The organism is Vibrio owensii CAIM 1854 = LMG 25443 (assembly GCF_000817815.1).
GTDB classification, from domain to species: Bacteria; Pseudomonadota; Gammaproteobacteria; order Enterobacterales; family Vibrionaceae; genus Vibrio; species Vibrio owensii.
This window is the reverse complement of the sequence record NZ_JPRD01000015.1, coordinates 87,919-101,063: the sequence shown is the minus strand read 5'-3', so window position 1 is coordinate 101,063 and position 13,145 is coordinate 87,919. Positions and strand designations below refer to the sequence as shown.

General features: G+C 41.2%; 15 protein-coding genes. 3 read left to right on the top strand and 12 right to left on the bottom strand.

Annotation, left to right across the window (positions count from 1 at the left end; genetic code table 11):
• Positions 1–425 precede the first annotated feature (425 nt).
• Positions 426–830 carry a LexA family protein gene (locus tag H735_RS09065; RefSeq protein ID WP_020194307.1) on the top strand — a complete coding sequence of 135 codons (405 nt, stop codon included), beginning with the start codon at positions 426–428 and terminating at the stop codon, positions 828–830.
• 6 nt (positions 831–836) lie between these two features.
• Positions 837–2,096: a Y-family DNA polymerase gene (locus H735_RS09060; protein ID WP_027726555.1), complete on the top strand. Its 1,260-nt coding sequence runs from the start codon at positions 837–839 to the stop codon at positions 2,094–2,096.
• A gap of 73 nt (positions 2,097–2,169) precedes the next feature.
• Here H735_RS09060 and H735_RS09055 read toward each other — a convergent pair whose 3' ends face one another.
• The 7 genes from H735_RS09055 to H735_RS09020 all read right to left on the bottom strand — a co-directional run bounded on the left by H735_RS09055 (position 2,170) and on the right by H735_RS09020 (position 7,585).
• A complete protein-coding gene (locus H735_RS09055; protein WP_020194305.1) occupies positions 2,170–2,532 on the bottom strand; it encodes a hypothetical protein in 363 nt (120 codons plus the stop codon).
• Between the two features lie 12 nt (positions 2,533–2,544).
• On the bottom strand, positions 2,545–2,859 hold the full coding sequence (locus tag H735_RS31375; RefSeq protein WP_020194304.1) for a hypothetical protein: 315 nt from the start codon (positions 2,857–2,859) through the stop codon (positions 2,545–2,547).
• Positions 2,846–3,676 (bottom strand): RecX family transcriptional regulator, encoded by an 831-nt coding sequence (locus H735_RS09045; RefSeq protein ID WP_020194303.1) that lies wholly within the window; start codon positions 3,674–3,676, stop codon positions 2,846–2,848. The genes H735_RS31375 and H735_RS09045 overlap by 14 nt, the downstream gene beginning before the upstream one ends.
• A gap of 81 nt (positions 3,677–3,757) precedes the next feature.
• The gene (locus tag H735_RS09040) at positions 3,758–4,180 is read right to left on the bottom strand and encodes a hypothetical protein (protein WP_020194302.1); all 423 of its coding nucleotides are present in this window, start codon (positions 4,178–4,180) and stop codon (positions 3,758–3,760) included.
• A 27-nt stretch (positions 4,181–4,207) separates the two neighbouring features.
• Positions 4,208–5,710 carry a UvrD-helicase domain-containing protein gene (locus H735_RS09035; RefSeq protein ID WP_020194301.1) on the bottom strand — a complete coding sequence of 501 codons (1,503 nt, stop codon included), beginning with the start codon at positions 5,708–5,710 and terminating at the stop codon, positions 4,208–4,210.
• 407 nt (positions 5,711–6,117) lie between these two features.
• Entirely contained in the window at positions 6,118–6,630 is a 513-nt protein-coding gene (locus tag H735_RS09025; RefSeq protein ID WP_020194299.1) for a hypothetical protein, read from the bottom strand.
• On the bottom strand, positions 6,617–7,585 hold the full coding sequence (locus H735_RS09020) for a DNA replication terminus site-binding protein (RefSeq protein ID WP_020194298.1): 969 nt from the start codon (positions 7,583–7,585) through the stop codon (positions 6,617–6,619). Before H735_RS09020 ends, H735_RS09025 begins: the two co-directional genes overlap by 14 nt.
• A 163-nt stretch (positions 7,586–7,748) precedes the next feature.
• On the opposite strand from H735_RS09020, the gene H735_RS09015 reads away from it, so the two are divergent.
• Positions 7,749–8,885 (top strand): ISAs1 family transposase, encoded by a 1,137-nt coding sequence (locus H735_RS09015; protein ID WP_020194297.1) that lies wholly within the window; start codon positions 7,749–7,751, stop codon positions 8,883–8,885.
• 518 nt (positions 8,886–9,403) lie between these two features.
• Here H735_RS09015 and H735_RS09005 read toward each other — a convergent pair.
• From H735_RS09005 to H735_RS08970, 5 genes are all read right to left on the bottom strand, one after another.
• Positions 9,404–9,892: a hypothetical protein gene (locus H735_RS09005; protein WP_020194295.1), complete on the bottom strand. Its 489-nt coding sequence runs from the start codon at positions 9,890–9,892 to the stop codon at positions 9,404–9,406.
• Positions 9,893–9,940: 48 nt separating this feature from the next.
• Complete coding sequence (locus H735_RS09000) at positions 9,941–10,300, bottom strand: hypothetical protein (RefSeq protein ID WP_020194294.1); 360 nt, start codon at positions 10,298–10,300, stop codon at positions 9,941–9,943.
• A gap of 249 nt (positions 10,301–10,549) precedes the next feature.
• Positions 10,550–10,924, bottom strand: coding sequence for a hypothetical protein (locus H735_RS08995; protein ID WP_020194293.1), 375 nt, complete (start codon positions 10,922–10,924; stop codon positions 10,550–10,552).
• Between the two features lie 1,533 nt (positions 10,925–12,457).
• Positions 12,458–12,625 (bottom strand): hypothetical protein, encoded by a 168-nt coding sequence (locus H735_RS30780; RefSeq protein ID WP_020194288.1) that lies wholly within the window; start codon positions 12,623–12,625, stop codon positions 12,458–12,460.
• A 9-nt stretch (positions 12,626–12,634) separates the two neighbouring features.
• A complete protein-coding gene (locus H735_RS08970; protein WP_020194287.1) occupies positions 12,635–13,045 on the bottom strand; it encodes a type II toxin-antitoxin system HicB family antitoxin in 411 nt (136 codons plus the stop codon).
• Between the last annotated feature and the right edge of the window lie 100 nt (positions 13,046–13,145).

Genomic DNA, 13,145 nt, shown 5'->3' with positions numbered 1-13,145 from the left:
CAACCCCCACTTTTACAATGCGTTGTAAAAGCTAGGCGGTGGCTAGACTCAAGCTAATCGCTTTCAACTTGCGTTGAATTTGCGGTCTAACATTGTACGCCGAAGTATTTTAGTCATTAAGATCGTAAAACCACCTGACATAGTTCTGTGATCAGACTTCGTGGATCTTCAGTCACTGTACTCGCAACGTACCCATTTCTTAAGTTATTGAGGTATATCTTTGGTAGATGGACGCCTGTCCATCCATCGAGCATATAATGATGTACTATGAAATTCCAGTATGTATTTCGCACTTTTAATGCAGACTTTAGTTAAGGTGATGCTTTAACCATCGATTGATTGGTAATTTCGCATGATCAGTTGAAAAAAACCGGAATAGATATCAAACTACGTAATTATTATGTATATATATACAGTGGTTTGTAATGAAGGTTATTCCGATTATGGCAAGTGCTGGCATTAGTGGCTTCGAATCCCCTGCTAGTGAATACTCAGATTTGGGTCTATCTATCGAGGATCTAATACTCAAAAATCCGAATGCGACGTTTATCGGTCAGGCAACAGGTACGTCCATGATAGGAGTAGGCATCTTTGACAAAGACATTCTGGTTGTGGATAGAGCTGTAGAAAGAAAGAACCACGACGTGATTGTCTGTACGTATAATGGAGAGTTTGCTTGCAAAATACTCGATGTTGATAATCGACTTCTAATATCAGCAAACGAAAGTATTCCTCCCATTCGGATTAATGAACTGGACTCTTTCCGCATCGAAGGCACAGTCATCTGCAGCCTCCGTTGCCACCGGCCATGTTACTTACCAGGGGAGTAGTCGCTCTTGTCATTTGCGTTAATCGATGCCAACTCTTTTTATTGCAGCTGTGAGGCGGTATTCAACCCCTTCTACAGAGGCAAACCTTTAGTAGTATTGTCAAATAATGACGGAACAGTGGTCGCGGTCAACCGGTTAGCTAAACAATGTGGTGTACCTAAGTTCCAACCATACTTTAAGATCAAGGCGCTTTGTGAGGCTCGAGGCGTAATTGTTCGCTCATCCAACTATGAGCTATACGCTGACATCAGTACTAAGATGATGAATGTCATTGGTCGATTTGCCCCGCGCCAGCACATATATTCAATTGATGAATCATTTCTGGACTTGCACAATTGTTCGAAATCAATAAAGGATATTCGTCAGCATGGTGCACTGATCAAGAAGACCGTATGGAGAGAATGCCGCATCCCTGTTTCAGTAGGTATCGGACCAACGTTAACTCTCGCTAAATCTGCTAATCATGCAGCAAAGGACATCGCTGGCTACCAAGGAGTCTGCGTGATCGATAACGATCAGGAGCGAATAGCAGTACTACGAACGCAACAGGTAGCCGATGTTTGGGGTATTGGCTCCCGCTACGCCCAAAGACTCAAGCATATGGGCATTGAAACAGCATATGATTTGTCCCGTTTTGAACCCAGCAAAGCAAGAAGAAATTTCAATGTTGAGATGGAGCGTACAGTACGTGAGTTGAATGGAGAAATCTGTAAAATTTGGGATGACGTACGTGCCGATAAACAACAGATATATTCTACCAGGAGTGTCGGTGAACGAATTACTGATTTGAATTCATTACAGGAAGCTCTAGCCAAACGAGTTGGTATTGCAGCTAAGAAAGCTAGAGCTCAAAACTCTCTATGCAAAACTATGATTTGCTTTGCTCATACATCATCCTTTGATCAGAAAACGGATGGTTTCAAGGTACTGCACAAAATCCCATACCCAACCTCGGATACAATGGCTTTGGTTAAGCTCGCCACGGAATCAGCAAGGCAATTTTACAAACCTGGCGTACCTTACTATAAGATTGGCGTTGGTCTTATCGAATTAGTTGATGGTCTACATGAACAACTGGATTTATTAAATCCGAGGCAAGCTGATGACGAATTGATGAAAGTGCTTGATGGAATAAATCGGAAATATGGTAACGATACAATGTTTCTGGCCGCACAGGGTATTGAACCAAAATGGGAGATGAGGCGAGAACTTCTCTCACCTCAATATACAACCAAGTGGAATGATATCCCTAAGGTAAGATGTTAGCTAATAGACGATACCATCGAGCTTTCCATCGAAAATTCTTAATTCCTAGTTACCCAAAGTCAACGTTGCTAGATCAGCATCTTGCTTCGAAGTCTATATGAATTTCATTAGCACCCTGAAGTTCCCATGCGTGAATCATCTTTAATAGATCGTGGGGGACTGAATCTATCAAAGATAACGATGCCTTTACCTCGCTTAGCAACGGCATAGCAGTTTTGAGAACTGTGCCATCACGACGAACTGCTAGGCTTTGCAGAGATTCTTCGATAAGATCAAGTTTGTTTACTTTGATAAGAGATTTAACCAGAGTCTGAGCGTCATCTGGCTTCATTATAAATGATTTAGCCCCATCGATTGGGCTAGCAGCCCCCCCGTTTTCATAATAAGGCCAGAACTCAACTGGTTTATCTAGTTTGACATCTGTGATTGTAGCCATAGGTTCCCTCAATTATGCGTAATCAATACCTTTGTCTGACAGTAGACCTTTTACTAACTGCTTAATTTCCTCAGAGCAATGTGAACATGCATCAGCCCAAGTCGGCCAGCGACCGTTAGCCTTGGCAAAATTGTACTTATAGTTAAGCGATTCCATGTTGTGAGGTGCTTCTGGAGCGTGAACGGTTGCACATTCCTTACATGCTAATGGATTCATAGGCGGTAGTATTTGCCAATCCTTAAGTTTAGCCTTTAATTCTGGTTCTGATTCGGCCACATTACCCCGGTATGAGTTTTCTCTGTAAAGCTTATCGCTATTCTGGCTCATTAATAGCCTCCAGTGCATATTTTATTTCGTCTGATGAAAAGCCCTTTCGCATTAGCATTCCATAGGCATTTGAGCGGTCTTTACTGTTATCTATTCTGTCATACTTTTTCTTCAGTTGCTGTAGACAAGAGTTATAGAAGTCAAGCTCACCCGAGCTTATCAACCGCTTAACAATGGAATCCAGGTTAGAGGTATCAACTTTCCGCTTTCTTAATTCCAGTTTGATAACTGATAGACCTTTTCCTCTCCTAGCGTAATTGATAACTTCTCTTTCAGGGTTGGCTTTTTCTCCTTTAAGTTCAATCTCACTTTTGAGCTGATGACTTTCTGGGTGTTGAACTATGGCATTTTTTACCTGTTCATAAGTAAACCCGCGCTTTTGGAGATGGCGCGTTAGTTTCTCACGACTTATTGTAAATTGCTGGTAGTAGCTGTTTACCCGGGCATTGAGGATTTCTTGCTCATCGATATTCTGCTCAACTATAACAACATTGATAGCATCGATGATCAAAGGCTCTTTTATCCCCTTCTTCTTTAGCTTTTCGATAATGTAAGATGTTCCGTATTCACCGAAGAAAGACTGGCTTGCAAATTGACGAGCATATTCAGCATCTGTTTTTAGGTAACCGTACTCACGAAGTTTGTCTAGTGCCTTAGCTATCCACTCTTCATTATCTGTTTTAGCGTGAAGTTTTACTAACAGCTCAGCCTCAGTCATTTCTCTGTTGGAAAGATGCCACACTGCAGAATTCCACACACTATCGTAATTTCGTGCCTGCCGGACTTTAGGTTTTGATCGATTGTCTTCGGTGTGCATAGATAGTTTGTATACTCTTTGTAATTTATATTGGATTTACCCTGCGTCGATCAGCGAATGGGACGATAGACATCTTATCACCTACAACTTTTCCACTAGATCACCCCGGGTTAGTTCGTTAACAGTCTTACCATTTTTTTTATGCTTGATGGTTTTAGATCGAACTTTGTAGTGTTTACCTACGACGGTTTCGGCAGCCCAGACAAGCGACTGGTAGTCTCCAGTACACGTGCGCTTGTTAATCTCAATTAATGTCCAGCCGACGTCTACTGAACGGGATGTAGCAGAGTAGATGCATCCGTTATCATTAAACCGATCGTCGAAAAGAGTAATATTTACTGCCAACTCTTCATCACCTACATAAGTATAAGTATCACTCCCAACGAACAATTGAGGCTCTTGCTGTCTTTGGTTGTCAATTTCCTGAATGGCTGCGCAAGTAAACGTGGAAATTAAAGCGGTAACGACAACTGAAGCCGATAAAACATTGCGTATTATTTTCATTACATATCCATAAAATTTAGAGAAAAGTTAAGCTGCGTAAACTGACCGGTGGCGAGTGCAGAGTTCTGTGGTCTTAGTCTGAACCATTATGTCCCAAATAGTATCATTTATGACTAATTCTTTACGTACACGGGTAAGAGCGACATAAAGGTTATTAACTTCCTCGTCGCGTTTGGATTTGGGCATCTTTGTAATCCTTTGCCATGGCTGAAAGTCGTTAGACAATACAACACAATCGCTTTCAGCACCTTTGAATCGGTGCACAGTGCTAAGTACAAACTGAGCCTCATCAATACTAGGTTGTGAACTATCAAGCAATTCAAAGAGTGAACTTACGTCTGTGTAACCTTGCTTTTCACAACTGGTCAGCATTTTTACAACCCGAGTGACTTCTTGATCGGCTTTTGCCTTGTTGCAATCCATAACCTTCTGCCAATTTGGAAAGCTTTTTAGAAACCAATGAGGAATCTTGTCAGTTTTACCTTGCTTAAGCAGTTGGTACCAATGTAATTCCTTAGTCACATAAGCTTTGATACCACCAACAACGTGAAACTTCATACCGTGCTTATACATTTCAAGTGCAGTAGTAAGAACCCCTACTGCAGTTCTATGTAAGATCGTCCGCTTACCCTTTAGTTTTGTCCCTGGTGGGTGAATTAGCGTTGTCAGAGATTCAGTACCAGTGATCTTTGAAGGGAATTCACTTTTCTTTGTACTGATAACAGCGGTTGCCAACTCTCCAACAGATGGACCAAAACGGAAGGACTTTGACAATGTATATGTTGGGATTATTTTCCTAAACTCAGCGTTGGCATTGCATACCCCACGAAATGAATACAACTGCTGGTCAGTATCACCAACTTTAATTAGCTGGTTGCCCTCTGAAAGATATCGCTTTTCCAACTCAACGAAACACCCATTTTGGTCCTGACTCTCGTCAACAATCAATCCTGCAAAAGAATCTAAAGCTGCAATACCATCGGGACCTGAGCAGAAAAGCTTTAAATACCCATCATGTGGCATCTTGACTGGACTGTGTAGGTCGATCATTTGTTTCCAAATGGAGCGGGCGTTTTTGAGTGTTAAATCGCGGTATTCTTTACGTACCTCTTTAGGTACATGCTTAATTAACATGTCATGGTCAGAGGAACCAATGTAACAATTTACAGTGTTACGCACGTATTCAGCGGTCTTGAACGATGAACTACTTAGGGCAGTCATATACTCACGAAGATTCATTTCGCCCAACTTGTGACGATACAGATGTCCAAGTTCGTTGTATGCAAAAGAGTGAACTGTACTGATTACAAGACCTTCCACATCACTCATTTTCTTCTTAGCTTCTTCGACAATGTGAGTATTGAAAGCAAGATATAGCATTCGGTATTCTGATGAAGCTTTACGTCGTACAATCTGCTCAATTGTGTGCGTTTTCCCGACACCTGCACCAGCCTCAACAACAAAACTCTCTGAGTTCTGCGCTTTGCTGTAGATTATTACCTGTTCTGCCGTATCTTTAATCACTGCCATTTTTGCTTTTGGGTTAATCGGGTTTGAATCTATAATACTTCAATCGGTCTATCTGACAGCGTAAAGTGCTATAAGATCAGAAGAGGAAATAGGAACAATGATGAATAAGTCAATCAAGAAAGCTTATCTCGACCTTGCATTTAATGATTTCACAAGGTGGTCATTTGTAAGTAGCGTTTCTTTGTCTGTAAGTTCATATGTCATGTTCACTAATGATGAGTCAATTCTTGCTGTCACACTAGCTTGTGGCGGCATATTCATTGGAGCATTATGCATGTCTAGACTATTCAAGTTAAGAACCCTGTATCGCAGGCTTATCAACGAGTGAGAATTATCATAGCGTTGATAGCCGATTACCTCGCACCGAACTTTTCATGTAGCCGTTTGTGCGTGCATCAATATCGGAATCAGTCAGATTTGGTATCGCTAATGAATTGCTTACACACACTTTTGTCGATCGAAAGCAACTGAATTAGGTCATAAATAGAGCATTCATAGAACTTCGCTAATTGACTCATTGCCATACTACGAAGTACGAACATTTGCTTTTCCCCAATTACTTTATGATATTTGACACTAGATTTATTATCAAAGATACCAACGAACATAGTTCCATCAAACTTTGCTTGGTCTTGGTTGTTTGTATTGTAGCGAAATGTGAGTACCTTCGCTGGGGAATTATGGCTAAACTCTTTCATGCGTGTCGTAATCGGTCTTTGACATAAGAATTTAACCAGCTCAGGAAGTTCAAACACCGGGTCAAGCTGAAATGACAACTTGTTATCCCACTCTGCAGATTTTGTGGTCAGATCAATGCCCAGAGTAGGCAAGTTCTTAGCCGTACACTGAGCCGCAGTCTGCATCATGTTTTCACCGTAAAACTGAATCTGCCGGCCATAATCTTTCTTAGTGGGTGGCATTTTTGTCCTTCCTTTTCTGAGTCGTACGCTTATAAATGTTCAAATGGGGTAATACGGGGTCGTACTTAATTTCGACCTCCATATCCTTAGGTCTGTTATACGGCACAGGTGGAACAAATTTAACAGTTTGAATGTCACATACTGCCTTTGCGACAAGTAATGGGCTAGACGCTTTGTAGATCTTTCTAGGTCGCTTAACGCTAGGTTCAAGCCCCCCATGTGACTCCACAGTTGTATAACGAGCAATTTGTTCAATGTGTGCCTTAACGCCGCAAACATAGATATACTCTTCATCTTGTCTTAGTGTAGGTAACTTAGCTCTTTCAATCTTAATTCGTTCCTGGCTGCTCATTGTGATCACGCCATTTTCATCTTTAATATCATCAAGGGTGTTAATCATATCTTCAACTTCCTTGACGGATTTAGGCTGTGGTGATTGCTGTTTATCATTCCAGCTATGGCTAATTCGATAAACATCGTCTGGCGCTAAGTTTATATGACGATAGATGCTAGTTATATTAATACCGCTGCGAGCAGCTTTAAGATAACGAGTTCGCATGTATGGAGTTGAGGCGATTTTTTTTAGCTTTGTCAGTAGTTCATCTTTTGCACTATTGATACCAGATACTTTTTCAGCCAACTCGAACATTGCATCAGGTTGAACAAAAATAGCACCGACTACCCGCTTGGGTACGGTTGGTTCACCAAATTCATTATATTGAATCCGATAGTTGTCTAATGCATTCTTCAGGGCACAACCACCCGTTAGGTGTGACACATCTATGGTCGTCGGATTAACCTCTCCACGAAACGTACGTTCTACAGAGTACACTTTAGCCCCGGTTACGTTACCATCCATGAGAAAACTAATTAGCGATTGGATTCGAGCATCAATTTCATCGAGCCGCGTCTCGACTTTTTTTATTGAATCGCGATCAAGAATTACCTCTGGCATATGATAGTCCTTACTGTATGTTTATACATATAGTAGCAAACTAATTTAGCTTGTAAATTAAACAGGCATGGGTTTACCCCACGGCAAGATCATTATAAATGGGAACTTTTGGACAAACCGGTGATCAGAGCAGCTAGTCATTCTCTATTGTAACGTTTTAAGTATGCCCGACTCTTTTCTCCAACATTTTGAAGCTATTGAAGACCCACGTATTGATCGATGTAAGCGACATGAACTTCTCGATATTATCCTTTTAGCCGTCAGCGCCGTCTTATCAGGAGCTGAAGGTTGGGAGCAGATTGAGGATTTTGGTACTCATCGCCTAGATTGGCTCCGACGTTATCGTCCTTTTGAATACGGTATTCCACGGCATGACACCATTGCTCGCGTCATATGCCGCCTGAAGCCAGAAGAAATTGAGAGCGCGTTTCAAAGTTGGATGAGCTGTCTTATAGAATCTACTGGGAGTGATGTTATTGCCATCGATGGTAAAACCGCTAGACGTTCTTTTGATACACGTGGGAGGCGAAATCCACTCCATGCGGTCAGCGCTTGGAGTAGTCAGCATCAGCTTGTTCTTGGGCAAGTTGTGGTTGATGAGAAGAGCAACGAGGTATCCGCTATCCCAAGGTTACTCACACTACTTGATATTGAGAACTGTATCATCACGCTGGACGCAATGGGATGTCAAAAAGACATCGCGAAACAGATAGTGAAAGGTAAAGCGGATTACGTACTAGCCTTAAAAGGTAATCACTCTGGAATGAAAGCTGAGCTTGAAGCTTGGTGGCATAAATCAATGCGAGAAGGCACCACTTCAGAGACGTATGATGAGTACTGCGAAGTCAGTGTTGGTCATGGACGCATTGAAACTCGTCAGTGTGAGCAGTTAATCGTTGATAGAAACTGGTTAGGTAAAGACTATCGTTGGGATGGTTTACAAAGTGTAATCAAAGTGACCGCTACGGTTGAAGAAAAATTGAGTGGTAAACAATCGAAGGAAACTCGATGGTATATCAGCTCATTAACTCTCAACGCGCAGCAGGCATTGGATGCAATAAGAAGCCACTGGCAGGTAGAAAGCATGCATTGGATGTTAGATGTAACGTTCAGAGAAGATGAGTCGCGTATCCGTAGAGGTACTGGAGCCTTAGCTTTCAATGTGTTGAGGAAAATCGCACTAAGTCTTTTCAAACAAGACACAAGTAAAAGCATCAGCATGGTAAGAAAAAAGAAGATAGCGGCTATTGATGACGAATATCGCTCAGTCCTTTTAAAGACTGGAATTAAAATGCTCTAGCCGTGGGGTTTACCCCGGATTTACTTTAGCATTACTTGATTTTCTGTTTGGTCGGTGAAACAGCATAACGACAACTATTGCGCACAAGGCAACAAACATCAGTGCAAGAGCTAGTTCAGAATATGGATAATAGTGCTTAACTTGCTCAGTAATTAGCTTTGCATTACTGAGTTCGGGAATCGTAGCGAACTTATATAAACAGAAACTCATTAAACTAAGCCATAGCACGTTCAAAGCTACTACTATTACTTTTTGGCAATTCATTTAGGTTTCTCTGCCTTTGTCAAATTTAGTTGTCTGGCCTTAAGAAGCAGGTTGTTTTCTATCTATCCCACTCCATAGAACGTTGTCCATTAGTGATTAATCCGTAGGGTGATGCTCGAAACGCAAAACACCACCACCTTGTCATCATTGACAACTAGGTTTCTATGATGAGCTTTTGTGACATGTGAACGTTCACTTTTGCAACTTTCAACAATTTCAATTGTTAATACAACCGTCAGACAACTATCACCTGATTAACAGCAGTCACGCATAGCAGCGATTTCATCATCAACTGCATCTGATGGAGAGTAGCCTTCAATATCTTGATCAATGTTTTCAAGAGCGGCCTTGCCCATCTCAATCGCAGTTTCTAAATTAAAATGGCATTGAGAAATCAGCAAACGAGCATATTCTGCAACCCATGCATCGAGATAAACTTGCTTTGGCACGTCAACTATCAATGGAGAGGCAAACATCGCCACCACGCCGTCTTCGGTATCCCAAATACCCACTAAGAACGAATCAGGGACCTCAGTTTCGGGTTGCCATTCGGCACAGCTGTCCATTCTACCACTCCCCCAACGCTCACCAAGCTCGCCATCCATCAGCACAAGGTGATATGACAGACCTTGTTTGGCAAACCAAGTCTCAGCTTGTGTTTCGGTGTAATTTTCGCCCCATACTGGCAAGTCGGGATGTACCCACATTCCTTTATCGTCACGCTCGATATTGATTGCTTTCATCTTCAATTTTACCTTCTATGATTACTTGGAATTTCCAAGCCTATAACATTAATAAATTGGGTTTATTATGATTTTCTCGATCAGATGTTGCTTATGCGCAACGCTATCTGGCATAACAGATAGGACTCGCTTGAGTGCCGCCATGTATAGTGGGTCAGAGACTAAATCTAATAGCTCTTGATCAGCTTCTCTCAGTGCCACCAAATGACTCTGGTATTCAGATTTATTCACCAACCTATCTAACCAGTTAAATGAATATACGGGTACAAACGCAGAGAAAAGCCATTTTGCTAATAGCTCTCTTAGTTCAAACTCTTCAATTGGTAAACAACTCTCGTGGAGTCGGTAAATCTTTGGTAAAGGCTTTGAATACTGTTCGTCTAGTGCATTATTTACGTATGACCACATGAACTTTTATCTCAACATTAAGAGTTTAATAGCGATATAGCAAACTGTGCAGCATCAGATTCAGAGAACTTCCCTAACTGGAAAGGTCCCGCATTGCACTTTTCGCAGTACCATCCATTTGTAGCTCTGAAGGATATTGATGCGGGCTCAAGACTCATGAGCTTGTGAATCATGTCATCAGAACCACATTTGGGACATGGTGGTGGTGACCATTCTGTTAAGTTCATACTCTTTTCCATCTGGTTATTTTTACCCAGAGATAACAAACGAACGGCAGCTCAAATCTGATTCAACGCGCCACTCGTAACCTGACAGTTCAACCCCTTTAAGAAAGGGTGCTATAGCCACATCATCAAGATTCTTTTTATACTCAGCTTTACCTTGAGTTACGATTAGCGTTGTAGATTTGATTCCGCTAGATAGGATAGTATTTCCATTGCAAACATGAAAGTCCTGTGGTTTGTGGGATAAGGCCACCGCAATATCATCAGTCCATCCGTCAAACATTTGGTGCTCATTATTTAGGTTTACGAACACTGCTTTGTTTTCAAGGTCAATAGTAATACCACCGTCGTATAGAGTGATACACTGTTCTTCATATGTACAATTTTTAGCTGTTATCATCTTCATACCTCATGTTTTTTTGGGGTGATCGATAATGGTCGAATAAGCTTTTATCGTTGCGTTTTCTAGAGTGATCTCACCATGACGATATGCTCGAACTATTGAATTAAATGCTTGATTATCACAAACACAAAATGTCAAATTAACGCCTTTGGTTTCAAGTAGGGATTTCCTTATATCTTCAATAGCTTGAGTACTATACATGGTTTATCTTTCCTCAGCCTTTTACCAATCTTGTATTGACGCAAACCCAATTGGACCCAACACTAAACTATACGTACTCCCCCAGACCTTCCAAAGATTGCTTTCTTGGGGGTTTTTGAGCCATACCAAGATCGCGGGGGCTGTACCACAACCAAGCCAAAACCCAACAGCAACCCAGATGAACACTGCAGTCCAAACGTCCATAAATTCCCTCAACTTTGAAATATCGCTTTCAGGTTCTCAGGTATCATCTTGTCCCCCTTTTGGTTTTCCCTTTGATAATTCAGCTCCCAAGACCATAGGCCACAGGAATACTATTAACAACGCAATCTTTACCTGAACCCAAGCAGGCTTGTTCTTTGTGTCCAACATATACCCTAGTGTAAAGAGGACACCAATAACCCAAATTATCGACACGATTTCCCTCCGTTCTAGAAAAAAAACAAATAGATGACTAGTGCAGGTGAAGTGGCATAAGCAATCACTAATGCAGATAGATGAAAGTCAGTTGCAATATATGCCGTTATATTTTTACTTCTGTCAACGCTTTGAGATTCCTTGGGGGTCGCTAGAATTGTACTATCAATAAATGAACCAAATTGCTTTGCGGCGAACATATTACGATGATTGCGATGTACGATATTCACATACTTATCAAAGTTTTTTTGATCCAGAATATGGTTTATAACTAACGGTCGTATTTTCTGATAAAGTAAGTACACACCAATGATATTGAGCGTGGAAAGCAAGAGACTGTCCATTGGGTTTACTAGCAGAGTTATAATTCCAAGTTGTAGAGTTATGTATATCAAAATATTCATCATATTCCTCACTCCAATTTAACAGTACAGTCTTAACTTTGACTCTGAACAAAGTATATCAACCCAACAGCAGCACTAAGACCCACGTACACCCCAAACACAATCTGCCAAGCGTAAAAGGCTGAAGCATCGTGCCCATTACCTAACTCGACAAGATAAACCAACCCATTGACTACAGAACAAATCCATAACGTTAGGATCAATAAAAAAGACCTAGATTTTCTCATTCAGCTCTTATCTCATTATTATTTTGTGTTTTGGGAAGAATATTTACATAAACATATGATGCTAGTTACAGCAATACCAAAAAAAGCAGTCGCAAAGTTGAAAAAGTAAACAGACCTCTTAAACGGATATGACCACGTATCAAAATCAAAAAAAGATTCTGGCTCATAAACGGACGTCAAGTAGTGATAGCCGTTTGCTAGCAAGAAATGGACTGAGCAGAGAAAGATAGTTACAACCAAACCAATGACTATGTTTGCTTTCATTTGAATCACCAAATAATTTATTTATCGGTTATTGCGGAAATGATTGCTTTTTCATTTCTCCACCACATGACCGCCCCTAATGCAATTCCTAACCATCCGAAGGTACTCAGAATTACATTTTCTGCAACGAGGTAATGAACAATCAAAAAAATCGCCCCAATACCTAATATCAACCAATGCATCATATGTTCTCCTTAATTGTGCTTTTCTAGTTCATGCGTCGCCGCCACCTGCAAAAAGTGTGAACGGCTCTTGTACTTCGGGCTTGTTTCTACAACGTCATCAATCTTTTTAATGTATAAATTTGGCAGCGTTACATTTATCTTTGATGATTTACCAAGAAATGGCTCGACATCGACTTCTACAACAGCCCATGCCCAACCTTTAAAATCATCTTGTGACTGCAACGTTGCAAGATCACCCGCTTTAGGTGGCAGCTCCCCTTGCATTGCCAAATCCTCCAGATAAAACTCTGCAGCTTCTCTAGCGTTAGCCAACGCCTCTTCAAGCGTATCTCCGGCTGAAAAACATCCCTTTAAATCTGGAAAAACCACACCATAGGCGTGTTCAGAATCTCCTGTCTCAATAGCTATTGGATATAACATTACTTGTTCCTCATTAGATACAGGTCATGGCGCTGTTAAGGGACTTATCAAGGCCTACACCACGTTACACCATACCTTGATACATACCTAGTGGGGTTAT